Annotated in this window: 27 protein-coding genes; 15 read left to right on the top strand and 12 right to left on the bottom strand. The window is 62.1% G+C overall.

The features are described 5' to 3' along the window. Positions 1–285: 285 nt before the first annotated feature. Complete coding sequence (locus KUG85_RS09665) at positions 286–555, bottom strand: YMGG-like glycine zipper-containing protein (RefSeq protein ID WP_065816119.1); 270 nt, start codon at positions 553–555, stop codon at positions 286–288. Positions 556–979: 424 nt separating this feature from the next. Between KUG85_RS09665 and KUG85_RS09670 the strand changes: the two genes are divergently transcribed. After that, on the top strand, positions 980–2569 hold the full coding sequence (locus KUG85_RS09670; RefSeq protein WP_065816118.1) for a BCCT family transporter: 1590 nt from the start codon (positions 980–982) through the stop codon (positions 2567–2569). Positions 2570–2739: 170 nt separating this feature from the next. On the opposite strand, the gene KUG85_RS09675 is transcribed toward KUG85_RS09670, so the two are convergent. Then, positions 2740–3729 (bottom strand): polysaccharide deacetylase family protein, encoded by a 990-nt coding sequence (locus KUG85_RS09675; protein WP_255606374.1) that lies wholly within the window; start codon positions 3727–3729, stop codon positions 2740–2742. A 215-nt stretch (positions 3730–3944) separates the two neighbouring features. On the opposite strand from KUG85_RS09675, the gene KUG85_RS09680 reads away from it, so the two are divergent. From KUG85_RS09680 to KUG85_RS09715, 8 genes are all read left to right on the top strand, one after another. Further along, a complete protein-coding gene (locus KUG85_RS09680; RefSeq protein WP_065816117.1) occupies positions 3945–4610 on the top strand; it encodes a tetratricopeptide repeat protein in 666 nt (221 codons plus the stop codon). A gap of 19 nt (positions 4611–4629) precedes the next feature. Next, a complete protein-coding gene (gene der, locus KUG85_RS09685; RefSeq protein WP_065816116.1) occupies positions 4630–6060 on the top strand; it encodes a ribosome biogenesis GTPase Der in 1431 nt (476 codons plus the stop codon). A 168-nt stretch (positions 6061–6228) separates the two neighbouring features. Further along, on the top strand, positions 6229–7413 hold the full coding sequence (locus tag KUG85_RS09690) for a cell wall hydrolase (protein WP_223005029.1): 1185 nt from the start codon (positions 6229–6231) through the stop codon (positions 7411–7413). Between the two features lie 245 nt (positions 7414–7658). Continuing rightward, positions 7659–8012: an AtpZ/AtpI family protein gene (locus KUG85_RS09695; protein WP_065816114.1), complete on the top strand. Its 354-nt coding sequence runs from the start codon at positions 7659–7661 to the stop codon at positions 8010–8012. A 39-nt stretch (positions 8013–8051) separates the two neighbouring features. Next, the gene (locus KUG85_RS09700) at positions 8052–8801 is read left to right on the top strand and encodes a F0F1 ATP synthase subunit A (protein ID WP_223005030.1); all 750 of its coding nucleotides are present in this window, start codon (positions 8052–8054) and stop codon (positions 8799–8801) included. A 127-nt stretch (positions 8802–8928) separates the two neighbouring features. Continuing rightward, positions 8929–9153: a F0F1 ATP synthase subunit C gene (locus KUG85_RS09705; RefSeq protein ID WP_065816112.1), complete on the top strand. Its 225-nt coding sequence runs from the start codon at positions 8929–8931 to the stop codon at positions 9151–9153. A 65-nt stretch (positions 9154–9218) separates the two neighbouring features. Beyond that, positions 9219–9800 (top strand): F0F1 ATP synthase subunit B, encoded by a 582-nt coding sequence (locus KUG85_RS09710; RefSeq protein ID WP_065816111.1) that lies wholly within the window; start codon positions 9219–9221, stop codon positions 9798–9800. Between the two features lie 9 nt (positions 9801–9809). Continuing rightward, entirely contained in the window at positions 9810–10289 is a 480-nt protein-coding gene (locus KUG85_RS09715) for a F0F1 ATP synthase subunit B (protein WP_065816110.1), read from the top strand. A gap of 64 nt (positions 10290–10353) precedes the next feature. Here the strand turns inward: KUG85_RS09715 and KUG85_RS09720 are convergent, their stop codons facing one another. After that, positions 10354–11097 (bottom strand): TetR/AcrR family transcriptional regulator, encoded by a 744-nt coding sequence (locus KUG85_RS09720; RefSeq protein ID WP_223005031.1) that lies wholly within the window; start codon positions 11095–11097, stop codon positions 10354–10356. A gap of 64 nt (positions 11098–11161) precedes the next feature. On the opposite strand from KUG85_RS09720, the gene KUG85_RS09725 reads away from it, so the two are divergent. Further along, on the top strand, positions 11162–11731 hold the full coding sequence (locus tag KUG85_RS09725; protein ID WP_223005032.1) for an NnrU family protein: 570 nt from the start codon (positions 11162–11164) through the stop codon (positions 11729–11731). On the opposite strand, the gene KUG85_RS09730 is transcribed toward KUG85_RS09725, so the two are convergent. From KUG85_RS09730 to KUG85_RS09765, 8 genes are all read right to left on the bottom strand, one after another. After that, positions 11657–12400 (bottom strand): ribonuclease HII, encoded by a 744-nt coding sequence (locus KUG85_RS09730; RefSeq protein WP_223005033.1) that lies wholly within the window; start codon positions 12398–12400, stop codon positions 11657–11659. The two genes, KUG85_RS09725 and KUG85_RS09730, sit on opposite strands and share 75 nt — an antisense overlap. Before the next feature lie 213 nt (positions 12401–12613). Further along, entirely contained in the window at positions 12614–13768 is a 1155-nt protein-coding gene (locus KUG85_RS09735) for a PA0069 family radical SAM protein (RefSeq protein ID WP_025029464.1), read from the bottom strand. A gap of 323 nt (positions 13769–14091) precedes the next feature. After that, positions 14092–14646 carry a molybdenum cofactor biosynthesis protein B gene (gene moaB / locus KUG85_RS09740; protein ID WP_223005034.1) on the bottom strand — a complete coding sequence of 185 codons (555 nt, stop codon included), beginning with the start codon at positions 14644–14646 and terminating at the stop codon, positions 14092–14094. Further along, complete coding sequence (locus tag KUG85_RS09745; RefSeq protein ID WP_223005256.1) at positions 14624–15520, bottom strand: 4-(cytidine 5'-diphospho)-2-C-methyl-D-erythritol kinase; 897 nt, start codon at positions 15518–15520, stop codon at positions 14624–14626. The genes moaB and KUG85_RS09745 overlap by 23 nt, the downstream gene beginning before the upstream one ends. Before the next feature lie 24 nt (positions 15521–15544). Then, positions 15545–15730: a hypothetical protein gene (locus KUG85_RS09750; protein ID WP_007006833.1), complete on the bottom strand. Its 186-nt coding sequence runs from the start codon at positions 15728–15730 to the stop codon at positions 15545–15547. Positions 15731–15779: 49 nt separating this feature from the next. Beyond that, on the bottom strand, positions 15780–16655 hold the full coding sequence (locus tag KUG85_RS09755; RefSeq protein ID WP_223005257.1) for a S49 family peptidase: 876 nt from the start codon (positions 16653–16655) through the stop codon (positions 15780–15782). An 83-nt stretch (positions 16656–16738) separates the two neighbouring features. Beyond that, positions 16739–17521, bottom strand: a complete 783-nt coding sequence (locus KUG85_RS09760; RefSeq protein ID WP_223005035.1) for a tRNA1(Val) (adenine(37)-N6)-methyltransferase — start codon at positions 17519–17521, stop codon at positions 16739–16741. Then, positions 17514–17753, bottom strand: a complete 240-nt coding sequence (locus tag KUG85_RS09765) for a putative signal transducing protein (RefSeq protein ID WP_223005036.1) — start codon at positions 17751–17753, stop codon at positions 17514–17516. The genes KUG85_RS09760 and KUG85_RS09765 overlap by 8 nt, the downstream gene beginning before the upstream one ends. A 180-nt stretch (positions 17754–17933) precedes the next feature. Here KUG85_RS09765 and KUG85_RS09770 point away from each other — a divergent pair, with 180 nt between their 5' ends. The 4 genes from KUG85_RS09770 to KUG85_RS09785 all read left to right on the top strand — a co-directional run bounded on the left by KUG85_RS09770 (position 17934) and on the right by KUG85_RS09785 (position 22616). Further along, positions 17934–18947: a polyprenyl synthetase family protein gene (locus tag KUG85_RS09770; RefSeq protein ID WP_090329643.1), complete on the top strand. Its 1014-nt coding sequence runs from the start codon at positions 17934–17936 to the stop codon at positions 18945–18947. 134 nt (positions 18948–19081) lie between these two features. After that, complete coding sequence (locus tag KUG85_RS09775; protein WP_223005037.1) at positions 19082–21115, top strand: tetratricopeptide repeat protein; 2034 nt, start codon at positions 19082–19084, stop codon at positions 21113–21115. Between the two features lie 103 nt (positions 21116–21218). Continuing rightward, positions 21219–22151, top strand: coding sequence for a glycine--tRNA ligase subunit alpha (locus KUG85_RS09780; RefSeq protein WP_407673661.1), 933 nt, complete (start codon positions 21219–21221; stop codon positions 22149–22151). Positions 22152–22232: 81 nt separating this feature from the next. Continuing rightward, entirely contained in the window at positions 22233–22616 is a 384-nt protein-coding gene (locus KUG85_RS09785) for a VOC family protein (protein ID WP_223005039.1), read from the top strand. Between the two features lie 88 nt (positions 22617–22704). Here KUG85_RS09785 and KUG85_RS09790 read toward each other — a convergent pair whose 3' ends face one another. Then, complete coding sequence (locus KUG85_RS09790) at positions 22705–22950, bottom strand: hypothetical protein (RefSeq protein ID WP_223005040.1); 246 nt, start codon at positions 22948–22950, stop codon at positions 22705–22707. A 142-nt stretch (positions 22951–23092) separates the two neighbouring features. Between KUG85_RS09790 and glyS the strand changes: the two genes are divergently transcribed. Continuing rightward, positions 23093–25351, top strand: a complete 2259-nt coding sequence (glyS, locus tag KUG85_RS09795; protein ID WP_223005041.1) for a glycine--tRNA ligase subunit beta — start codon at positions 23093–23095, stop codon at positions 25349–25351. Position 25352 lies beyond the last annotated feature (1 nt).

A 25352-nucleotide genomic window follows, 5' to 3' on the forward strand; every position in this document is an offset into this window, starting at 1 on the left:
GGGAGCGAGAAGACGCGAGAGGTCGGGGAGGCGGTGCCGTTCTAGAGTATTTTGCAGTCAGGTGGAATCACCTGACGTCCGCATAAATGCGGAAAAACAGATAGATAGAGCGGAGTGGCGTTTCCGTGAAACGGTGATCTGCTCTAGCGTGGCACGCTTCTCCGGGAGGACGTGGCTGGCCGGGGCGCAAGGGATGCAGGCATGAGAAAGGCCGGGATGCGCGGTGCATCCCGGCCTTCGCCATGTTTTGTGACGTCGGGCAGCGCGGCCTGCGCTGCCGGGCGATCAGTAACCGCGCGGGCAGCGTGCCTCGTAGCGACGGCCGTATTCGTCGCGGTAGATGCAGCGATTGCTGTTTTCCGATGCGCGACCGACGAGGGCGCCGGCCACGGTGCCGATGGCGCCGCCAATGATGGCGCCCTCAACCTTGTTGCCCGAGGCGAGCGCGCCGATGGCCGCGCCGCTGGCGCCACCGAAAGCGGCGCCCTGCTCGGTTGGCGTGCAGGCCGCGACACCGAGAAGCAGTGCTGGTACGATAAGAAGTGACTTTTTCATGGATCCTCTCCAATTGGTTCCTTGTTCATAAGCTGCAGACATTGATTTGGTTCCGTCTGTAGCTGTCCGAATAATGATGTCCCTATAGCGATATAGCATGGACATGAAATCCGGCAAAACTCCGTTAGACAAGCGCAGTTTGTGTCTATTTCTCGTCTTCTTGTGTGAGTTAGACCACTGAAATCAACGCGAATTTCGTCGCGAAATGCAGATTTTGGTTTTTTTTGGGCAGAAATTTGGCCTCATGGGGTTCCATCTGCCTTCTATTTGCCCGACCTTGGTCTCAATCCACACGGTCGAGGTCGCATACAGACAATGTGCGATGGCGCTTTTGGGCCACCCTTCAATGTGTGGAGGAGTGTTCCGGGGACGGGTGGCCATTCTGTCGTTCGCTTCCAGCTCTCGGACAGAAATGGAGTGAGACATGTCAAATGAAATCATTGAGGAGGACCACGGGCTTGAACCGGGGCAGGACAATATTCGTCTGCTGGGTCTCGACGTTCACAACCCCGTTTTCTTCGTTTCCGCCGTGCTGATTGTCGCTTTCGTGATCGTCACACTGATTTTTCGCGATGCAGCGGGCGACGTTCTGGGCGGTCTTCGGGTCTGGCTGACCTCGACCTTCGACTGGGTGTTCATGCTGTCGGCCAATCTGTTTGTGCTGTTCTGCATCGTGGTCGCGCTGACACCCCTTGGCAAGGTTCGGCTGGGCGGCAAGGATGCGGTGCCCGAATATTCCTATTCCGGCTGGTTTGCCATGCTCTTCGCCGCTGGCATGGGCATCGGTCTGATGTTCTTCGGCGTTCTCGAACCGATGTATCATTTCAACAACCCGCCGCTCGGTCTTGAGGCGCCGCTTGCCGATGGCGAACTTGTCGCGAGCGCGGTGCCGGCAGCCCGTGAAATGGGCATGGCGGCGACCATCTTCCATTGGGGGCTGCATCCCTGGGCGATTTATGCCGTGCTGGCGCTTTCGCTGTCGCTTGCCGCCTACAACAAGGGGCTGCCGCTATCTATCCGTTCGGCATTCTACCCGATTCTGGGGGAACGGGTGCGCGGCTGGCCCGGTCACTTGATCGACATTATGGCGGTCTTCGCGACGCTCTTTGGTCTTGCAACTTCCCTCGGCTTTGGCGCCTCGCAGGCCCTTGCCGGGCTGAACGAGCTTTATGGTGTTCCGAACACGGACACGATCAAGGTTCTGCTCATCATGGGCATCACCTGTGTGGCACTGGTTTCCGTGGTGGCGGGGCTGGATGCCGGTGTGAAGCGCCTTTCCGAGATCAACATGGTGCTCGCCATCCTTCTTCTGCTGTTCGTCATTATATTTGGCCCGACACTGGCGATCATCACAGGCTTTTTCTCCAACACATGGTCCTATGTGAAGGAACTGCCCGAACTGTCGAACTGGATCGGTCGTGAAGACACAGGCTTCATGCATGGCTGGACCACGTTCTACTGGGCGTGGTGGATTTCCTGGTCGCCCTTCGTGGGCATGTTCATCGCCCGCGTTTCGAAGGGGCGCACGGTGCGTGAGTTCATCGTCTGCGTACTCATCATTCCGACACTGGTTTCGATCCTCTGGATGACCACGTTCGGCGGCACGGCGATGAACCAGTTCCTTGCGGAAGGCTATACGGGCGTTCAGCAGACGGTGGTGGATTATGTGCCGGAACTTTCGCTGTTCGCGATGCTGGCTGACCTGCCGCTGGCCGGTATCAGCTCACTGATCGGCATCATTCTGGTGGTTGTCTTCTTCGTGACGTCGTCGGATTCCGGTTCGCTGGTGATCGACACGATCACCGCCGGCGGCAAGATCGATGCTCCGGTGGCGCAGCGTGTCTTCTGGGCGCTCTTCGAGGGCCTGGTCGCGATCGTGCTTCTGCTCGGTGGCGGGCTGGCCGCGCTTCAGGCCGGTGCGATTGCAACGGGCTTCCCCTTCGCCATCCTTCTGATGGTCATGCTCTACGCCACCTTCAAGGCGCTGCGGCATGAAAGGGCAAGCGGGAACTAGATCGCCGTGCGTCCATCCGGACGCACAAAGGACGATCTAAACGATTGATGGAGCATCGGAATAAACCGAAAACCGGTTTCCACTTTTCGGTCCGATGCTCTAGATCGCCGTGCGTCCATCTGAATGTACAATGAGCCCCGGCATGGACCTGCCGGGGCTCATTGATTCAGTCAGGTTCCCCCCTGGGCGGGTGTGCCGGCTTCGGAGACTGCTGCCAGGTAGTCGCGATAGCTCACACATTTCACATCTTCCATGACACAGACGTCTTCTGCGAAACGCTCCAGCGCGTTCCAGTAGGCGCCATCGTTCATCAGTGTAAAATGAAAGCCGAGCTGGAAGGGTGTGCGACGTCCGGCATACTCCTTCTCGAAGGTGGCCATGAAGGCATCATAGGTTCGCTGCTCAAAGGCGGCGGCAGCTTCCGGCTTTTCCTTGCCGCCGGAGTGGCGCACATAGAGATTGTAGTCCATGGCGATGATCTGTCTGTCGCGCGGCCCCTCCGGTATCAGCGGAAGCGAAAAATGCGCGACGCCATTGCGTGTTCTGGGCAGGACAGGGCCGCTTGAAACGGTGCTCGCGTCATAGGCGAACCCCGCATTCTCGAGTGTCTTGAAAAGCCCTTTGTTTGTGGACAGATACGGTGCCCTGAAACCGCGAATTTCCCTGCGCGCGAAATCCTGCCAGCCCCGGGGTTCTCCATCGATCCCGTTCAGTTTCCAGGCATCGGCGACAATCGTCGTGAACTGGTCGAATTCCTGCGCCCAGTCCTCGGCGCTCCAGTTCTTCCCGTCGAAATGCCCGCAGCCATGACTTGCCACTTCGTGCCCTTCGGAACGGGCAGTCCAGATCTGGCCGAGACGGCCCTCGACATCCTCGCGTGAATAGCCGCTTCCCACATTCGAGCGCCCGCGCGGCAAGCCGGGGGCCTCGTAGGCTTTGCGCGTTTCGGGCGAGAGCAGATAAACGCAGGACAGAAAGTAGGTGAAGCGGGCACCGGTCTTCTGACCGAGCGCGCGACTGCGCTCCCACTGTTCCAGATGCAGCGCCCCATCGAAGGAGATGATCACGTATTGCGGCTTTTGCGCTTTCGCGGCGTCGCCGGCAAAACAGGAACCTGTCAACGCCAGCGCGGTCGCGCCGGCGCAGAGAAATTTGAGCATCATCGGGCAATCCAGTATGCAAATCGAAGCGGGCAGCGTTACCGCCCAAATATGGCCGAGTTTGGAAAGCAGCACCGTTGCGCCGCGGCTGATGTTGACTTCAAATCAACAGAATCGGGACGAAATGGCGGCCCCCCCTTCCATGGCGGCAAATTTCGTCTAAAAAGCCCGGAACCGGAAAAGCGCGGGAAATGCCCGCCAGACATGGGTCGCATATGTCCGACGACAGTTTCATTCGCGAAGTCAACGAAGAGCTCCGCCAGGATCAGTTCAAATCTCTTTGGCGTCGTTTCGGGCCCATTGCTATTGGTGCCGCCGTGCTGCTCGTGGTCGTGACCGCAGGCTATGTCGGCTATGAGCGCTGGACCTCCTCGCGCGCAAACGCCTCGGGCGATGCCTTTTCCCAGGCGCTGGAACTGGCCCGCCAGGGCGAGAACGACGAAGCGCTGGCCGCCTTCAGGGAACTGGAAGAGGGGGGGTACGGCTCCTACCCGCTTCTCGCGCGCATGCGCGCTGCCACGGTTCTGGCCGCCGATGGCGATACCGAAGGGGCTGTCGCTGCCTTCGATGCGATTGCCGCTGACAGGTCCGTGACCGATGTGATCGCCGACATCGCCCGCCTGCGCTCCGGGCTTCTGCTGGTGGATCACGGTTCCTATACGGATGTTTCCGCGCGGGTTGAAACGCTGACGGCTGACGGTAACGCGCTGCGCCACACTGCGCGCGAAGCGCTCGGGCTCTCCGCATGGAAAGAGGGAAAGCGTGACGATGCGCTGCAGCTCTTCCAGCAGATTTCCGGCGATGCCGAGGCACCCCGCAACACGCGCCAGCGTGCCGAGATGATGATCGAGCTGATTCTCGGCTCGAGCCCGGCCGAATAGCCGGAACCGGTAAGCCGCCATGGCCTTCAAGCTTGCAATCATCGGCCGGCCGAATGTCGGCAAATCGACCCTGTTCAACCGGCTTGCCGGCCGACGCCTGGCCATTGTCGATGACACACCGGGCGTGACGCGCGACCGCCGCTCGCATCCTGCCCGCCTTCAGGACCTCAAATTCGAGGTGATCGACACGGCCGGTCTGGAAAGCGCCGCCGCACCGACGCTGGAAGGCCGCATGCGCGCCCAGACGGAGCAGGCGATCGATGAGGCCGATATCGCGCTTTTCATGATCGATGCCCGTGCCGGGGTGATGCCCGACGATGCGACCTTCGCCAATCTTCTGCGCCGCAGCGGCAAGCCGGTCGTCCTCGTCGCCAACAAGATGGACGTGAATGCCGCCCGCAGCGGGGTTCTTGACGCATGGGAACTGGGGCTGGGCGATCCGGTCGAGGTTTCGGCGGAACACGGTCTCGGCATGTCCGACCTGCGTGACGCCATCGTCGAGGCGCTCGGCGAGGACCGGGCACTGGCGGAAGAGCCGGAAGAGGCCGTTCTCACGACGGACGAAATCACTGTCGGCGAGGACATCGAGCCCGATTCGGAAGAAGAGGCGGTTTACGATTCGTCCAAACCGTTGCGGATCGCCATTGTAGGGCGTCCCAATGTCGGCAAGTCGACGCTGATCAACGCGCTTCTCGGCGAGGAACGCATGCTGACGGGCCCCGAAGCCGGCATCACGCGCGATTCGATTTCCGTCGACTGGCAGTGGCGTGGCCGCAAGATCAAGCTGTTCGACACGGCCGGCATGCGCCGCAAGGCGCGCGTGCAGGAAAAGCTGGAAAAACTTTCCGTATCCGACGGGCTGCGCGCGGTGCGTTTTGCCGAAGTGGTGATCGTGGTCTTCGACGCGACCATCCCGTTCGAGAAACAGGACCTGCAGATCGCCGATCTGATCATCCGCGAGGGCAGGGCGCCGGTCATCGCCTTCAATAAATGGGATCTGATCGAGGACCGGCAGGAGACGCTTGCCGAACTGCATGAGAAGACGGCGCGGCTTTTGCCGCAGGTGCGCGGGCTGCAGGCCGTTCCAATTTCTGCGGAGACCGGGCGCGGCTTCGACAAGCTTATGGAAGCGGTGGAAAAGACCCACCGCACCTGGAACAGCCGCATCTCGACGGGCCGCCTCAACCGGTGGCTGGAAGGCGCGACGGGCCAGCATCCGCCACCGGCCGTGGCCGGACGCCGGCTCAAGGTGAAGTACATAACGCAGATCAAGACACGGCCGCCGGGCTTCGTTGTCTCCTGTTCGCGGCCTGAAGCGATGCCACAATCCTATGTGCGCTATCTCATGAACGGCTTGCGAGAGACGTTCAATCTCTACGGTGTTCCAATCCGTGTTGCGCTGCGCACCTCCGACAACCCCTATGCGGGGCGGGCGAAGAAACGCCGCTGAAGGCGGTATCACCACGCGTTCAAAAGGTGACGGGCTTTGCATCGCAAGGCCCGTTTTCGTTTGCGTTCGCTGTTGCGCCTGCAAGACCGGCCAGCCCGTTAACCAGTGATCAAGGTTAACCAAATATGGTTTTGGAAATCGGGTTGAGTTGCGTAGCGGAGAGTGTGGGTGCTTCGTCGGAGTGGAAGAGTACCGCGCAAGGCGGTTGATGAATCGCGTTCCTTTCTGGCACCAGCTTTGGTGGCGCTGGGGTTCTGGATCGGATTTCCAGGTATTGTCGCGCATCAGGACATGGCCGGGCTCGTCTCAGGAGAAGAAGGCACGGGGCCGCGCTGGGCGGCTTTCGTGGAGAAATCGGTCGCCGGTTCGATCCACCAGGCCGAAATGCCCTTTGTCGACGGTGATCTGAAGACCGGCAGTATTTCGGGATCGGGCATGGCTGCACCCGGCATCGGGAAGATCGCCTTCCGTGGCAAGAAAGGGTTTACCGGCACCACGCCGGACGAAGCCCGCATCAACCGTGCAGAGAAGACCGGGCGTCTCGTGCAGGTCGTGCCCGTGCAGCCCCCCAAACTCTTTGAAGCCGGCACGATCTTTGAAAAAACAAGCTTTCTTCTCGAAAAGCCGAAGCCCGACCAGAAGCTGATGGCCTTTGTCGATCCCGACATCAAGGGTGAGGAGGTGCGCATCGCGTCCGCTTTCTACATGAAAAAGGACAGGAAGGCCGATCCGGCCCTGCCGCGCGCGATTGCCGAACTCGTCAACAATGATCGGCCAGACATTCTTGCAACGGCCTATGCGCCGCAGAAGCCGGACTATGCGAAGGCCTCGCCGTTCGCCAGCATTCTGCGCGAGGAAGACCCGGCGGGTGGCCGTTTCATTCCTCCGGTCGGCGCAAAGGATCACCCCTGGGCGCGTGAGCCGCTTCCGGAGACGGTTTTCTCCGACAGGGAGCAGCAGTGCCTTGCCGCCGGCATCTATTTCGAGGCGCGGGGCGAATCCGTAAAGGGTCAGGCCGCCGTGGCGCAGGTGATCCTGAACCGCGTGCGCAATCCCACCTATCCGAACACTATCTGCGGCGTCGTCTACCAGAACGAGAAGTGGCGCAATCGCTGCCAGTTTTCATTCGCCTGCGACGGAATCCGCGACCGTGTGAAGAGCCCGGGCCACTTCAAGACCGCGCAGGAAGTGGCGATGGCCACGACCGCCGGCAAGATCTGGTTGCCCGAAGTGGGCTCCTCCACGCACTATCATGCGACCTATGTGCATCCGCGCTGGGCCGGCGCTATGCAGCGCATGAAGAAGATCGGTCAGCACATTTTCTACCGCACCTATGGCGGCGGCTGGAACTGACAGGGGCGCCGAAATCGCGCAAATGACAGGCTGAAATGCGGCAGGACCTGCCGCGATTCCCGTTTTCATCGTGCCATTTGCCGCTGCGCGCATTGTCGCATCTTCTTATATTATTGTTTTTCAATACATTTTCGTCTTTGTGAATGGCATCGACAGCGGCTTGACTGGGGCGTGGGTGCTCACTATGTTGCGCGCGACTTTCAAGCGGATAGCCGCTGACCAGCAAACCCGGTACGGAGATTGCGGTGGCCGACAAGGATCAGCCGGACGACCTGGAGCGCCGGCGCGCCGATCTGGAGAAGGCTCTCGCGGAAAAACGACCGGCGAAGCAGGACGGCGGTGAGGGGGAGACGAAGGGCGATATGGCAGGCGCCGCGCAGGCGCTCAGACTGTCCAGCGAGTTTATTGCCGGCGTGGGTGTCGGCGCTGCTCTTGGATGGTTCATCGATCATTTTGCCGGTACGTCTCCCTGGGGACTGATCATTTTCCTGCTCCTCGGTTTCGGGGCGGGTGTTCTCAATGTCCTGCGCTCGGCGGGACTTGTTGCTGAATTTGGGATCCGCTCATCCGATGATGGGCGGGATCCTGAGAAGAAGTGAACGGCGCCCGGGCGCCAGACCAGAAGTGAGGGGGGCCAGGTGGCCAACGATCCGATCCATCAGTTCCAGATCTCCAAGTGGATTCCCATTGAGGTCGGCGGACTGGATTTCTCCTTTACGAACTCGTCCGCCTTCATGGTTGCGACCGTGGTGGCTGCCGGTGCTTTCCTGTTCCTGACGACGTCGAGCCGTGGCCTGGTTCCCGGCCGGCTGCAGTCCATCTCGGAAATGAGTTACGAATTCGTGGCCTCCATGCTGCGCGATTCGGCGGGCTCGCACGGAATGCGGTTCTTCCCGTTCGTGTTCTCGATCTTCATGTTCGTCCTGATGGCCAACCTGCTCGGCCTCTTCCCTTACTTCTTCACCGTGACCAGCCACATCATCGTCACCTTCGCGCTCGCGCTTCTGGTGATCGGAACGGTGGTCGTCTACGGTTTCTGGAAGCACGGTTTCGGCTTTTTAAAGCTCTTCGTGCCGCAGGGCGTGCCGGGCATTGTGGTGCCGCTGGTGGTGCTGATCGAGATTGTCTCGTTCCTGTCGCGTCCGGTCAGCCTTTCGGTCCGCCTCTTCGCCAACATGCTGGCGGGACACATCACGCTCAAGGTTTTTGCCGGCTTCGTCACCTCCATGAGCGCGCTTGGCGCGGCCGGCGTGGCCGGTGCCATTCTGCCGCTGATCATGACCGTGGCGATCACCGGTCTCGAATTCCTCGTCGCCTTCATGCAGGCCTACGTCTTTGCCGTTCTCACCTGCATGTATCTGAACGACGCCGTTCATCCCGGCCACTGATCAAGAGGTTTGAAAAGATCGGCTTCGTTCCGGCCTCAAGGGCCGGTCAGAGGAAAACAGGTTTCACCGGCGGTTTCCGCCAAGTCTGAAGAAAACACGCAAATCCGCGATCACAAGGAGTTTTAAAATGGAAGTAGAAGCAGCAAAGGCCATCGGCGCCGGTATCGCTTGTTTCGGCATGGCCGGTGCAGCGCTTGGCCTCGGCAACATCTTCGGCAGCTACCTTTCGGGCGCCCTGCGCAACCCGTCGGCAGCAGACGGCCAGTTCGGCCGCCTGATCTTCGGCTTCGCCGTGACGGAAGCTCTCGGCATCTTCTCGCTGCTCATCGCCCTGCTCCTCCTCTTCACCTAAGCGCGCCTTTCGTGTGCGTGGCCGGCCGCTCTCGGGCGTCCGGCCGGTTTTAAAAGAGGTAGACAATGTTTGTGGCATCGGCATTCGCAGCCTCGGCGCAAGACGCCGCGGAAGCGACCCATTCGGAAACCGGCGTTGCGTCTGACGGCGCACACGAGGCCGGCTTCCCGCCTTTCGATTCGTCCACATTTCCGTCGCAGATTCTGTGGCTGGCGATCACCTTCGGGCTGTTCTATCTGTTCCTGAAGCGCGTCGTGCTGCCGCGCATCGGCGGTATCCTGGAAGTGCGGCGCGACCGCATTGCGCAGGATCTCGACCAGGCGGCGCGGATGAAGGAAGAGGCGGACGAGGCTGTTGCTGCCTATGAGCAGGAGCTGGCTGACGCCCGCAAGAAGGCCAATGTCATCGGCCAGGAAGCCCGCGACGCCGCCAAGGCGGAAGCGGACGCTGAACGTCGCGAGATCGAGAAGCAGCTCGACGCCAAGCTCGACGAGGCCGAGAAGCGCATTGCTTCGATCAAGGAAACGGCCATGAAGGACGTTGGCACGATCGCCGAAGACACAGCGGCGTCCATCGTTCAGGAACTGGTCGGCGGCCAGCTCGACAAGACTGCGGCGAAAGCCGCCGTCAAGTCCGTGAAGCAGTAGGAGAGGGCCATGGACGCGACATTCTGGGCGTTTGTTGCCCTGATAATCTTCCTGGGTGTCCTTGCCTACTTCAAGGTGCCGGGCATGATCAACGGCGCGCTCGACGGGCGTGCCGAACGCATCCGCAATGAGCTGGATGAAGCACGCAAGCTGCGTGAGGACGCGCAGCAGCTGCTCGCCGAGTATCAGCGCAAGCGGCAGGAAGCCGAGCAGGAAGCGCAGGACATCGTCAGCGCCGCCAAGCACGAGGCCGAGCTTATCGTCAAGGAAGCCAAGCAGAAGACGGACGAGTATGTCGCCCGTCGCACGGCCCTTGCCGAGCAAAAAATCGTGCAGGCCGAGCAGGACGCGGTGAACGAGGTGCGCGCAAGCGCCGTCGACCTCGCCGTGGAAGCCGCCCGCAGCATTCTGGCCGAGAAGGTCGACGCCAAGACCGGCGGAGAGCTTTTCAAGGCTTCAATCCAGGACGTGAAGTCGAAGCTGAACTGACGAGCTTTCGAAAGCGTAACATTTTGAAACGCCGCCGGTTTCCGGCGGCGTTTTTTATTGGGCCTCAGACCGGCGGCTCACAGGGCACATCAAGCAGCGCACAGAGCTCGCTCAGGCATTCCTCGAAGGACGGCTCCATGTCGGTGTAGGCAAAGGCGACCTGCTGAAAGACTTCCATGCACAGATGACCGTAGAGCCTGATCCAGCATTTTAAAAAGACATGCGCCGCATCGGGCGGAAGAAGGCCGTCGATACGGCTGCTGAACGCGATGAGCTGCTCGACCTGCGTGGTCGGCATGCCGTCGAGGTCCGGGATGGGAAACCTTTGCGTGTGCCAGATTGCGGCGACCTGTTCGAGGAATACCTGCCCAAACGCACCGGGAGATGCGTGATGCGCGTCATGCGGAAGCGCGACAGCTCGGCTGGCAGCTACGGGGTCTGCGAACAGCCAGCCGAACTCGGCTGAATGCGCGAGCGCCCAATGGCGCAGCGCCCGGCAAATGGCATTCAGACGGCGGCCCGGCGTGTCGGCCCCTGGCTGCTCGCCAGCCGCCCGCATGAAAGCGATCAACTCCTCGAAAAACTGCGCGCGCAGTGCTTCAATCAGAGCCGCCTGGCTCGGATAATAGCGATAGAGAGCCGGTCCGCTCATGCCCATTTGGCGCGCGATCGCGTTGATGGTGACCGCACTGCTTCCGTTATGAACAAGCAGGTCTCGCGCGATTGTATGGATCTCGCGCAAGGTGGCAGCGCGTTGAGCCTCCTTTCGGCTTGGCACTTCTACTCTCGCTGCAGATTTCATTTGCATCGCTATAGCTTCTAATTTTAGTTATAGTATCTAACTATAGATTGATATGCAAACGGAGACCCCCATGTCGGTACTCGTGACCGGGCTTGTCCTCTTCCTGGCGGTCCATTCCTTACGGATCGTAGCGCCGGGCTTCCGAACGCAGATGATGGCAAGCAATGGCGAACGCGCGTGGCTGCTTACATACACCGGGATCTCGATTGTCGGGCTGGTGTTGATTGTGTGGGGTTATGGCCTGGCCCGTATGGCCCCGACACTGGTTTACGCACCGCCTGTATCGCTGCGCCATCTGGCGCTTGTTCTCCTTCTGCCCGTCTTTCCCCTGCTCATCGCCGCCTATGTGCCGAGCCGGATCAGGATGGCTGTGGGCCACCCCATGCTGCTCGCGACGGTTCTGTGGGGCATCGCTCATCTCATGGCGAACGGAACGCTTGCAGACGTAGCGCTTTTCGGCGGCTTCGCCGTCTGGGCGGCGATCGACTGGATTTCGGCTGCGAACCGGCCCGGCAGCGGCAAGGTCAGGCAGCCTGTTGGGTGGACGGGGGATGCGGTTGCCGTTCTAGGCGGGCTGGCGATCTATGGCGTGTTTGTCGCCGGCCTCCACCAGTGGCTGATCGGTGTTTCGCCTTTCTGAGGCGGGTAGCGACGGTCCAAGATCGCGCAGCGGGGCGAAGCTCATCCGGTGCAGGCGCGACACTGCGCCATGCTCCGTTATGGCTGAGCGGTGGCGCTTGGTGCCGTAGCCCATATGCGCCTCGAAACCGTAGGCCGGCGTCACACCGCCCGCACGCGTCATCATGCGGTCCCGCGTCACTTTGGCGACGATGGAAGCAGCGGCGATGGACTGGCTGCGCTGATCGCCCTTCACCACGGCACGCGCCGGGCAGCACAGCCCCGGCGGCACATCGCGGCCATCGGCCAGTGCAAAGAGCGGCGTGACGCAAAGCCCGGCCGCTGCGCGGCGCATGGCCTCAAGGCTGGCGCGCAGGATGTCGGATCCGTCAATGCTCGCAGCGCTGAGGGACGCGACGGAGACGCTGACGGCCATCTCGATGATGGCTTCGAAGAGCCTGTCGCGCGCCTCGGCGGAAAGCCGTTTGGAATCGTCCAGCCCGTCGGGAAGACGGTTCACATCGAGAATGACTGCGGCGGCGACAACAGGGCCTGCCAGCGGACCGCGTCCCGCCTCGTCGAGCCCTGCCACGGGGGCAAGCCCCTCGCGCAGAAGGCCTGCCTCCATCTGGAAGTCGGGACGAACGGGCAGGTTGAAAAGAGTGGGAGAATCGGAACGCGTGCGAGCCATGATGCGGCGATGCTCGCATCGCTTCCGATTCTCCGCAAGGGCCTCCCGGCAACGAGGGGGCGGATGGGCCGGGAAGCTTCCGTCGGCTACGGGGATGCAAGCCGGACGGGAAGGGTGTGCTGTCGGAAACGGCGCTGTCTTACGGAAACAGGGTGCCGCTCCGATGCGTCGATCTGCGATGCCGAAGCAGGAGGCGGATCGGGCAGGGCGCTGTCAAAGCAGCATGAGCTGTTCGCCTCCCGGCTGCGGCTGCCTGAACAGGTCCGTTCTCAGCCTGCGCTTTTCCTGATTGAGCCCGAGCCGCTTTGCCGCGATCTCGAAGCGCCGGCCGATCTGCCAGGCATAGGGGCCGGTGCCCTTCATCCGCTTGCCCCATTCGGCGTCGTAATCCTTGCCGCCGCGCATGGAGCGGATCAGGGACAGGACGTGGCGATAACGGTCGGGTGCATGGCGCAGAAGCCACTCCTTGAAAATGGGGCTGACCTCGAGCGGCAGGCGCAGGATGATATAGCCCGCCTCGCGCGCGCCGGCAGTGGCCGCGGATTCCAGGATGCGTTCTATCTCGCAATCGGTGAGGCCGGGAATGACAGGCCCCATCATCACCGATGTCGGGATGCCGGCTTCACTCAGCGCTCGCACGGTCTCCAGACGGCGCGGGGGCGTTGCCGCACGGGGCTCCATGGTGCGGGCAAGCTTGCGGTCGAGCGTCGTGATGGAAAGCGCCACCTTCGCCAGCCCCTGTTCGGCCATCCGGGAGAGGATATCCATGTCGCGCATGACGAGCGCCGACTTGGTGACGATGCCGACGGGGTGCCCGTGCGCCTCAAGCACTTCGAGAATCTCGCGCATGATGCGGTATTTCTTCTCGATGGGCTGGTAGGGATCGGTGTTGGTGCCGATGGCGATGGTGCGCGGCTGATAGCCCGGTTTGGAAATCTCACGCTCCAGAAGCCGGGCGGCATCCGGCTTGGCAAAGAGCTTTGCCTCGAAGTCGAGCCCCGCCGACAGACCCATATAGGCGTGGGTGGGGCGGGCGAAACAATAGACGCAGCCATGTTCGCAGCCGCGATAGGGATTGATGGAACGGTCAAAGGAGATGTCGGGCGAGGCGTTGCGCGTGATGATGGTGCGCGGCCTTTCCACCTGGACCTCGGTCTTGAAGGGCGGCAATTCCTCAAGCGAACCCCAGCCATCGTCAAAGACATGACGGGAGACCGGCTCATAGCGGCCCGATGGATTGATGCCTGCGGCACGGCCCCGCCGGCGCTCGGAATCGATGCGAATGCCCGACCGGTCGATAACCGTGTTGGCCATCGCGGCCCCGCCGCCATCGAAGGCGGCTGCATCTGCTCTCACAATCTGTTCCATGGCTTGCTCCATGACTGAGCGATTTCGCTGGCTTTCCAGTACGCGGGGACCAAAGCCGAAAGCAGAATCAGCGTCGCTGCCGATGAATCTATTCCTATTCGAAGAATAAGAACAAAGCAAGAACTTTTGGCAAAATCGAGGCGCGCGAGTTTTCCACAGGCGTGCGGAAGGGATCGCGGTGACGGTGCCGCAGTCTTCAGAGCGGTTCACCGTTTCACGGAAACGCTGCTCCGCTCTATCTGTCTGTTTTTCCGCATTTGTGCGGACGTCAGGTGATTCCACCTGACTGCAAAATGCTTCAGGTTTTCAAGCTCAGGAAGGGATCAGGCGGACTTGCCGCCGCCGCGCTTCAGATGTTCGGCCAGGCGCGGCATGATTTCCACGAAATTGCACGGCATGTGCCGGTAGTCGAACTGGTCTTTCAGGATACCGTCCCAGGCGTCGCGGCAGGCGCCGGTGGAGCCGGGCAGGACAAAGACGAAGGTCTGGTCGATAAGCCCTGCGGTGGCGCGCGACTGGACGGTGGAGGTGCCGATTTTCTCGTAGGAGATGCGGTGGAAGACCTGCGAGAAGCCATCCATGCGCTTGTCGAACAGCGGTTCCAGAGCCTCCGGCGTCACGTCGCGCCCGGTGAAGCCGGTGCCACCCGTGGTGATGACGGCATCGACCCCGGGATCGGCGCACCACAGTTTGACAGCCATGCGGATGGCTTCGATATCGTCTGCGACGATTTTCCGGTCGGCGAGCGTGTGGCCGGCCTGCGCGATCCGTTCGGCAAGGGTCTGGCCGGAACGGTCGTCCTCAAGGCCGCGCGTGTCGGAAACGGTCAGCACGGCGAAGCGGACGGGGATGAAATCACGCGCTGGCGTAGTGGGCATGGTCATGCTCGGTCTGGCCGTGCTCTGGGGCAGTGGTTTGGGTGGCAAGGACAAACCAGTCGGGATGACGGGCTTCAAGAATGGATGCGGCCTGACGCGCCTTGTGCGACGAGCCGAAGACGCCGAAACAGGTGGCCCCGGAACCGGACATGCGGGCGGCAAGCGCGCCGGCTTCCCTGAGAGCGCCGAGCACATCCCTGATCTGCGGTACGAGCCGGCAGGCCGGCTCTTCCAGATCGTTGCGCGCGCCTTCGAGCCATTTGGCGGCCGATACGGTGTCGGGGAACGTGTCGAGGGCGGGCAGGGGAGCATTGTCGCGCCGCTCAAGCCCTGAAAAGACATCTGGTGTGGAGAGCGGGATGTTGGGGTTCACCAGAACAAGCGGCAGGGCCGGGAAATGCGGCAGTTCCTCGAGCGTTTCGCCGATGCCGCGCGCAAGGAGCGGTCTCGAGGACAGGCACATGGGGACATCTGCGCCAAGGCTGAGGCTAAGCCTGGCGAGCGCGACCTCGTCGACGTCGATCTGCCAGTGGCGGACGAGAAGCTTGAGCGCGGCAGCCGCGTCGGCCGAACCGCCACCGATGCCGGAGGCGACGGGCAGGTTCTTTTCAAGGTGCAGATGGACGGGTGCGCCGGCTCTCTCCCCGAATGTTTCACGCAGAAGATCGCGGGCGCGGGTGACCAGATTGGTCTCGCCGATGGGGACATGGGCGGCGAAGTGGCCGGAAACGAAGAAATCGTCTTCCGCCCCGTCTTCCACCTCGAGCAGGTCGCCATGGCTGGAAAAGGCGACAAGACTGTGCAGCAGATGATAGCCGTCGACGCGCCGTCCGGTGACGTGCAACGCCAGATTCACCTTGGCGGGGGCGATCATGCTTTGCATGCTTCTACTCAGGTATCAGTCTTTGGCGACGCGGTATTCGCCGGTCTTCGGGTCGTAGACGAGCGTTCCCATGCTGCCATTCGCCGCTTCCCTGCGCGCGCGCCGCGCCTTTGCGGTGACGCGCTCTGCCTCGCGGACGAATTTGCGGTAGCCGACATAGGCCACCACGCCCACCGCGGCAAAGAAGATCAGTTGCGGCATTGTCGATCCTCCGGTTTCGCGCGCGAGTTTAACGCCCGGGCGCGCCTCGTCAAAGTCCAAAACGGCGCCAGAGCGCCTGTTCCTCGGCAGCCTCGATCAGACCCGTGGCGGCATTGCCGGCGATTGCAGCACCGAGATCCGGAATGCTGCCGGCGCTGCTGGAAATACCGAGCTTGCGTCCGAACAGGCCGCGCGGCTGGGTGATGAGCGCGAGTTTCGTTTTCTTGCCATAGCGTTCCTTGAGAACGGAGCGCATGTCGCCGAGACCGTCAACCAGACCGAGATCGAGCGCGCGCGTGCCCGTCCAGAAGGCACCGGTGAAAAGCTCCGGATCGTCGGCGAGCTTGGCGCCGCGCCGCTCCTTGACGAGATTGATGAACATCTCGTGCATCTCGAGCTGCAGGGCCTTCAGGCGCTCGACGTCTTCCTTCTTTTCCGGCTGGAAGGGATCGAGGATCGCCTTGTTCTGGCCGGCCGTGTGGACGCGGCGCTCAACGCCGATCTTCTTGATAAGCTCCTGAAAGCCGAAGCCGGCGGACACGACGCCGATAGAGCCGACGATGGAGGAGGGGTCGGCGATGATCTCGTCGCCCGCTGCGGCAATCATGTAGCCGCCGGAAGCGGCCACATCCTCGACGAAGATGAAGACCTTCCTGTCTTTCTCCACCGCCAGATCGCGGATGCGGCGGAAGATCAGGCGCGACTGCACGGGCGAGCCGCCCGGCGAATTGAGCGCGATGGCGACGGCCGGCGCGTCGGGCACGGCAAACGCCTTCTCGATCACGGTCGCGGTGGTCGCGAGCGAGAGGTTCTGGCGTGTCAGGCTGTTGGACGGCATGATCGCGCCGGAAAGCCGGATCACCGGAATGGTGACGGCATCACCGCGGAGTTTTTTGGGGACGAGACGGCTGACAAGGCGTCGCAAGGGCGTGCTTACTCCAGAAGAATGGAACGTGTTGCTCGTGAGCATGTAGGCATTTGCGCGGTTCGTGCAATGGCCGGGCGCGTTCAATCGCCGAAAAGCGCCGCCTGTCCGTTGGTCAGCGCCTCGGCGCGTTCGGTCACCTGGTTGTCGGCGTCGCGCAGGATGAGGGGCGGTTCGAGCGTCAGCCCGGCGCGGTTGCCCTTCTGCGCTCGCAGGAGAATGCGGATGGCCGGATTGCCGGCGCGCCCATGCACCGGGACGATGCGCGCACTGCCGAAACGGCCCTCAAGCGCCTGGAGAATGGGCGACAGCGAGGCGGGGCGAGCGATCAGCGCCAGAAATCCGCCTGGCTTGGTGATGGCGGCTGCCGTGCGCAGCCATGCCTCGAAAAGGTTGTCGTCCATGACATGGGCGGCGCGCTTCAATGCATCCGGCGTGGCGCGGTCGCTGGCGCTGTTGAAGGGCGGGTTCATGATGGTGGCGGCATAGGCATTGCGCAAAAGCCCGGCCCTCTCGCGCGCATCGCCCGACAGCGTGACATCGGCCTCGATCAGGCGCATACGGTCGGAAAAGGCGGCGTTTTCCGGCAGCGCAATGCTGCGGCGGGCGCATTCGGCCATTTCCGGAGCATTCTCGACAAGGGTGACACAGGTTTTGGGACAACGGACGGCGACGGCGAAACCGGCAGCACCGGCACCGGCACCGAGATCGGCAACTGCGCCTTCAAGGCTGCCCGGCAGGGCGGAGGCCACGAGCATGGCATCGACGCCGGAGCGGTGGCCGCGACCCGTGGGCTGGACGAGCCGGAACGCATCGCGATGGAAGGAATCGACGCTGTGCAAACCTTCGGTACGCGTGTCAGGCATTGTTTCCATCATCGAAACGGGCTTCATCCCCGATGCCTGCATCTTTCAGCAATTGCCGGGCCGCCGCCTCGTCATTCGCGTCGATCATGACACGGCGCGGCAGGATGCCGAGCGAGCCTTCCATAATGCTCATGTTCTGGTCCGCGACGAAACAAGCGATGCCGGCGTCGCGCAGGAGGCTCTCAACAAAGGAAATGACCACGGGATCATTGGTACGGACAAGTTCGATCATGGGCGCGACGTTGACAGTTTGCGCAACCCCTGTAAACGACTTCGTGATTGGCGGGTAAGCGCACCGTGCGCATTCGCCGCTTGCCCCGCGTGGGGGCAGGGCACTAGATTGCCCGGAATGTTTTGAACGTTTCGGTCCGGCCGTGCCGGTCCGTGTCCGGTCGTGATTGGAGGACCATCTGTGGGTGTAGTGTTGAATCTCGATGGCAAGCGTGGCGCAGCCTCCGTCGCAAGCCTCATGGACCTGACCGCTGACGAAATGGCGCGCGTCAACGAACTGATCCTGTCGAAGGCCGGTTCGGACGTCGAGCTCATCCCGGAACTGGCAAAACATCTCATCGATTCCGGCGGCAAGCGCCTGCGCCCGATGGTAACGCTCGCCGCCGCCCAGATGTTCGATTATGAGGGTGAGGGGCATGTGAAGCTCGCCACCAGTGTGGAGTTCATGCACACGGCCACGCTGCTGCATGACGACGTGGTGGATGAAAGCGATTTGCGCCGTGGCCGCAAGACAGCGCGCATGATCTGGGGCAATCAGGCAAGCGTTCTGGTGGGCGACTTCCTGCTTGGCCAGGCGTTTCGCATGATGGTCGAGGTCGGCTCGCTCGACGCGCTCGACATCCTGTCCACGGCGGCGTCCGTCATTGCCGAAGGCGAAGTGCTTCAGCTCAGCGTCGCCAAGAACCTCGAGACGACCGAAGACGAGTATCTGGCGGTCATCAAGGCGAAGACGGCCGCCCTCTTTTCGGCGGCTGCCGAAGTCGGCCCCGTTGTGGCGGGCGCGACCCGCAACGACCGCGCGGCGCTGCGCTCCTACGGCACCAATCTCGGCCTGGCGTTCCAGCTTGTCGACGATGCACTCGACTATGGCGGCAAGAGCTCGGACCTCGGCAAGAATGTCGGCGACGATTTTCGCGAGGGCAAAGTGACCCTGCCGGTGATCCTGAGCTATCGCCGCGGCAGCCCGGATGAACGGGCCTTCTGGAAAAGCGCCATCGAGGACAATCAGTGCGACGACGCGGCGCTCGAGAAGGCGATCGGGCTTTTGCACAAGCATGGCGCAATTGGCGACACGATCGGACGGGCGCGCCACTTTGGCGAAATCGCCCGCGATGCGCTGGCACCGCTCAGGCCGACGCCGCAGAAAGACGCGCTTCTTGATGTGATTGATTTCTGCATCAGCCGGGTGACCTGATATCAGGGGAGACAGTCCCCGTTGAAGCGTTTCCGCAAAAAGGCCATGCTTGTCTGCGAGGGAAAAACGGATTCCCAACCTCTTCGCTTTGGCGGAGGAAGAAGAGACGAGGACAGTATGCAGCGGGACGGTAAATGAGAAAGCGCTTCAACTCGGGACTGTTGGCAACGGTTGGCCTCGCGGGGTTCCTCGCGCTTGCTCCTCAAACGGGCATGGCGAAGGAGGGAGGCGCCGACGATCGGGACCTGATCGCGATTTCCTCGTTCTCTGGCGCTTTTCTTGCCGCACGGGCTGCCGAGGCGGACAATGATTTCGAGAGCGCCATCGATTATTACGAGCGCGCGCTTGCCTTTGAGCCGGACAATCAGGGCATCCAGCAAAGCCTGCTCCTGGCGCTGGTCGCCGAGGGCCGGTTCGACGATGCGCTGCCGCACGCCCGGGCTCTGAAATCCGTACCCGAAATGGAGCGCTTTTCGCGGCTCGGTCTCGCCGTCGATGCGCTGCGCAAGGAGAAATACGCGCAGGCCGAGAACTGGCTGAAGCTCGTTCTGGAATCGGATCTCGACCGGTTGATCACGTCCATCATGTCCACATGGACGGAGCTGGGACAGGGGCGGGCCGATGAGGCGCTCAAAACCCTCGGTGACCTCGAAGGGCCCGACTGGTACCGCCTGTTCCAGTCGTATCACCGTGCGCTCATGCTGGCGCAGAGCGGCAGGGATGCCGAAGCCGAGAAGGCTTTCGATGCGCTGCTCGGCGACGTGTCAGCCGCATCGGCCGGCCCGGACACCTATATGCGTGCGGCCGAAGCCTATGCGGCCTGGCTGGTCGGCCGGGGCGAAAAGGACAAGGCGCTTGCCGCGCTCGAGAAGGGGGAAACCTACATCACCGGCCGCGCTGCCACGACAATTCTGCGCGAAAAGATCGAGGCAGACGAACCGGTCGCGTTTCCGGTGCCTGATCCGCGCGCCGGTGCTGCCGAAATCCTGCTCAACATCGCCACCGCACTCAACCGTGGTGGCGGCGAGCCTTTCGTAAAGCTTTACCTGAATTATGCACTGGCGCTGAGCCCCGACAATGACGATATCCTGATCCAGCTCGCCTCGCTCGCCGAGCAGCAGAGCGAGCCTGAAAAGGCCATTGGATTTTATGATCGGATCAAGCCGGGCTCGCCGTGGCGCCGTCTGGCCGAACTGCAGACGGGACTGAACCTTGCCGATCTCGACCGGCACGATGAGGCGGAGACCTATCTGAACGCCGCCATCGAAAAGGACCCTGACGATATTCGCGCCTATCTTTCTCTGGGCCGCGTCTATGCGGTGCAGAAGGATTTCCGCTCTGCCGCCGGGGTCTATGACCGCGCTGTTGCGCGCATCAAAGAGCCGGAGCGCGAAGACTGGAGCCTGTTCTACCAGCGCGGCATCGCCTATGAGCGGCTGAAGGAGTGGGAAAAGGCGGAGCCGAATTTCTTCAAGGCGCTGGAGCTTTATCCCGATCAGCCTCAGGTGCTGAACTATCTGGGCTATTCCTGGGTCGACATGAACATCAAGCTGGAGGAGGGGCTGGAGCTTATCGGCCGTGCGGTCGAACTGCGCCCCAATGACGGTTACATCGTCGATTCGCTCGGTTGGGCGCATTATCGTCTTGGCCGTTACGAGGAAGCGGCGAAGGAGCTTGAGCGCGCCGTTTCGCTCCGTCCTGAAGACCCGGTTCTGAACGACCATCTGGGCGATGCCTACTGGCGCACGGGCCGCAGGCTGGAAGCCACCTATCAATGGTCGCATGCGCGCGACCTCGATCCCGAGCCCGAACTGCTCGCCGAGGTGGAAAAGAAGCTGAAAGAAGGGCTGCCCGATAAGGAGGCAAAGCGGGTGGCCGAGGTTTCGTCCCCGGAAACGGTGATCTCTGATGAGACGGGCGTGTCCGAAGCGACACCCAGCGGCGAGACAGATGAGCCGAAGAGCGAAGCCAAGGCACCCGACGCAGCCGAAAAGGCCGCCATGGGCGATGCGATGTACACGATAAAACCCGGCGAGACGCTCTGGTCCATCGCTGTCGAGCAGCTTGGCGACGGCGAACGGTTCCGCGAAATTCTGGCGATCAATCCCGATCTCCGGCGCAATCCCGACCTGCTTCGCGCAGGCCAGGAAATCCGGCTTCCTGAGTGAGTTCGTTCCTTCCGCGCCCCATCGGCCTTGACGCTTGCCGGGGCGCGGAATAGGACGTGCCGGCACCATCCGGAGAAGCATTGTGACCGCGCCAAGCACCGATCTGCCCAACACGCACCCCACGCGCTCGTTTCAGGGGCTTATCCTGACCCTGCACAATTACTGGGCCGCGCATGGCTGCGTGATCCTGCAGCCCTATGACATGGAAGTGGGCGCGGGCACGTTTCACCCGGCAACGACGCTGCGCTCGCTCGGGCCGAAACCGTGGAATGCGGCTTACGTTCAGCCCTCGCGCCGGCCAAGCGATGGCCGCTATGGCGAGAACCCGAACCGGCTGCAGCACTATTACCAGTATCAGGTGCTCCTGAAGCCGAACCCGTCGAACCTGCAGGAGCTTTATCTCGGCTCGCTGGAGGCCATCGGCCTCGACATGGCGACGCATGATGTGCGCTTCGTGGAAGACGACTGGGAAAGCCCGACGCTGGGCGCATGGGGCCTTGGCTGGGAATGCTGGTGCGACGGGATGGAGGTTTCGCAGTTCACCTATTTCCAGCAGGTCTGCGGCATTGAATGCGCGCCTGTTGCCGGCGAACTGACCTATGGTCTGGAGCGGCTCGCCATGTATGTGCAGGGCGTCGACAATGTCTATGACCTGAACTTCAACGGCCTCGAAGGCGACGCCAAGGTGACCTATGGCGACGTCTTCCTGCAGGCCGAGCAGGAATATTCGCGCTTCAATTTCGAATATGCCGACACGGACATCCTGTTCCAGCATTTCAAGGATGCCGAGGCCGAATGCCAGGCGATCCTTACGGCCGGCGCGCCGGCGGATGAGGGGCATCTGCACAAATGCGTGTTCCCGGCCTATGACCAGTGCATCAAGGCGAGCCACGTCTTCAACCTGCTGGATGCACGCGGCGTGATCTCCGTGACGGAGCGGCAGAGCTACATTTTGCGCGTGCGTGAACTGGCGAAAGCCTGCGGCGAGGCATTCTTGAAGACGGATGCGGGCGGCGCGGAGAAAGCTGCGGCCTGAACCAACTTCCTTTGGTGATTGAAGCGACGGGGCGTATCATGGATGCGCCCCGTTTTTCGTACGGGGCCAAGGGAGGAAATCATGACACAGCATGGCTATTTCCACTGGAACGAACTGATGACCCGCGACGCGGAGAAGATAAAGAGCTTCTACGCGGACACGGTGGGCTGGACCTTTGACGACATGGATATGGGCGGCGGGCAGACCTACTGGATTGCCATGGTGGGCGAAGCGCCGGTTGCCGGCATTTTCACCATGGCCGGCCCGGATTTCGAAGGTGTCCCCGAACACTGGATGCCTTATCTTGCGGTCGACGGCGTGGATGGGGCTCTCGACAAGGCGAAGGGCAAGGGTGCCGAGGTTCTGCGTGAACCCTTCGATGTGCCGGGGGTCGGCCGCATTGCCATCCTGCGCGAGCCGGGTGGCGCGACGATCGGCTGGATGACGCCTGCGCCGCAGGAGTAGGTTCTGGTTTCTCGGTCGGACCTTATCCGCGTCATCCCGGCCGACCAAAGGGAGAGCCGGGACCCATTGAGCAGCGGGGCCGATTTCCTCAGAAGAGACCGGCATCGCCAAGGGTTGCCCAAACAGAACCGGGCCGCGCCTCTTGATGTTCTTCCAATGGGTCCCGGATAGCCCTTCGGGCTTCCGGGATGACGGTGGCTGGTGTTCGCTCAGCCGAAAGCGTCTGCAGGGCGCGGCGGATGCCGGAGGGGCGCTCGATGCTGCCCGGCACGGCCTGGATGGTCAGGCAGGCGCAGAGCGCGATGGAATGCAGGAGAGCGGGGGCGGCTGTCATGGTTCTCGTCCGGGTGGTGATCTGATACCGGTCAGTCGCACCGGGCGACGAAAAGGTTCATTCGCGCCGCGTGGCGGGTGACATTGGCGGGCGGAGTTGCTATTGCCGGGCGCGATACAGTCCGCTTTTCAGAGACCTCCCAATGCCCGATCTTCTTCTCGAACTCCGCTCCGAGGAAATTCCCGCCCGCATGCAGCGCAAGGCCGCCGGCGATCTGAAGAAGCTGGTGACGGACGGTCTCGTGGATGCGGGGCTGACCTATGAGGCGGCCACCGAATACTGGACGCCGCGCCGGCTGGCGCTCGACATTCGCGGCGTGACCGCCCGCTCCAGGGATGTGCGCGAGGAGCGCAAGGGTCCGCGCACCGACGCGCCGGAAAAGGCCATTCAGGGCTTTTTGCGCGGGGCGGGGCTTTCCTCCATCGATGAGGCGGAAATCCAGAGCGACCCGAAAAAGGGCGATTTCTATGTCGCGGTGATCGAGAAGCCCGGCCGGGCGGCCGAAGAGATCGTTGCCGAGATCATGCCGGGCATCATCCGCAATTTCCCGTGGCCGAAATCCATGCGCTGGGGCGCAGCCTCGGCAAAGCCCGGCAGCCTGCGCTGGGTGCGCCCGCTGCAATCGATCCTGTGCACCTTCGGGCCGGAAACCGAGGAGCCGGTGGTGGTCGATTTCGAGATCGACGACATCCGCTCCGGAAATATCACCTTCGGCCACCGCTTCCATGCGCCCGATGCCATGACCGTGCGGCGCTTCGATGATTACGTGGAGAAACTGGAAGCGGCGAAGGTCGTGCTCGACCCTGATCGCCGCAAGCGCATCATCCTCGACGACGCGCGCAATCTGGCCTTCGCCAACGGGCTGGAGCTTGTGGAAGACGAGGGGCTTCTGGAAGAGGTCTCCGGCCTTGTGGAATGGCCTGTGGTGCTGCTCGGCGAATTCGAGGAAGACTATCTGACCATTCCGCCGGAGGTGATCCGGCTGACGATCCGCGCCAACCAGAAATGCTTTGTCTGCCGCCCGCAGGGCGAGACGGAAAAGCTGTCCAACCGCTTCGTGATCACCGCCAATATCGAGGCGAAGGACGGCGGCAGGGAAATCGCGCATGGCAATGGCAAGGTGGTGCGGGCACGGCTTTCCGATGCGCTCTACTTCTGGAAGACGGACCAGGCTTCTCTGCCGGATCTCGGCAGGCTTGAGGAATCGGCTGAAAAATTCGGGCTCGATCTTTCAAAGCCGCTCGACCAGCGCATGGCGCGGCTCGACCATCTGGGCGTGACCTTCCATGCCAAGCTCGGCACGCAGGGTCAGCGCGTGGCGCGGATTGCGGCACTGGCAAAGGAGCTTGCGCCTGTGGTGGGGGCGGACCCGGCGGAGGCCGTGCGCGCGGCGCATCTCGCCAAGGCCGATCTCCAGACCGAGGTGGTGGGAGAATTCCCCGAGCTGCAGGGCTTCATGGGCCGAAAATATGCCGAACTGCAGGGCGAGAGCGCTGCGGTGGCAGCGGCCATCGAGGATCACTACAAGCCGCAGGGGCCCAACGACGCCGTGCCGACCGACCCGGTGGCCGTGGCCGTTGCGCTGGCGGACAAGCTGGACATGCTTGTGGGCTTCTGGGCGATTGACGAGAAGCCCACGGGCTCCAAGGATCCGTATGCGCTGAGACGCGCGGCTCTGGGGGTGATCCGGACGGTGATTGAGAACGGCTTGTTCTCTACTCTAGTAGATATCTGTGAAAAACATCGGCAGTCTGTTGTCAAAGATGTAGATACTGCTGCCCTTAAGGCTCAAATGGCAAAGCAGAATGTCGGGATTTTTGGGAGTCCTGCATCTCTAAGTGTTAGTAGAAATATAAACGAGCGGATCATCAATACGCAGATTGCCGACCTCCTCTCCTTCTTCCATGATCGCCTCAAAGTCTATCTGCGCGATCAGGGTGCGCGGTATGATCTGATCGATGCGGTGATCGCCGATGATGCCGACGACCTCCTCCTGATCGTGCGGCGCGTGGAGGCGCTTTCGGAGTTTCTGGCGACTACGGATGGCGAGAACCTTCTGGCGGGCGCCAAGCGGGCGGCGAACATCGTGGCCGATGCCGAGAAGAAGGGAACGGCCATCGCCGGGACGGTCGATGCGAAGCTCTTTGAAACCGATGAGGAACGGGCGCTGTTCGACAGTCTGGAAGAGGCGGAGAACTTTGCCGCTCAGGCCATCGCCGCCAATGATTATGTGAAGGCGCTGTCCTTCCTGGCGCGGCTGCGCCAGCCGGTCGATGCCTTCCTCGATGGCGTGATGGTCAATGCGGAAGACGAAGCGGTTCGGGCAAACCGGCTGGCGCTGCTTTCACGCATTCGCAGCGCCACGGCACAGGTCGCGGATTTCTCCCGCATCACTGGCTAGA

Source organism: Nitratireductor rhodophyticola (assembly GCF_019891355.1).
Classification (GTDB): domain Bacteria; phylum Pseudomonadota; class Alphaproteobacteria; order Rhizobiales; family Rhizobiaceae; genus Nitratireductor; species Nitratireductor rhodophyticola.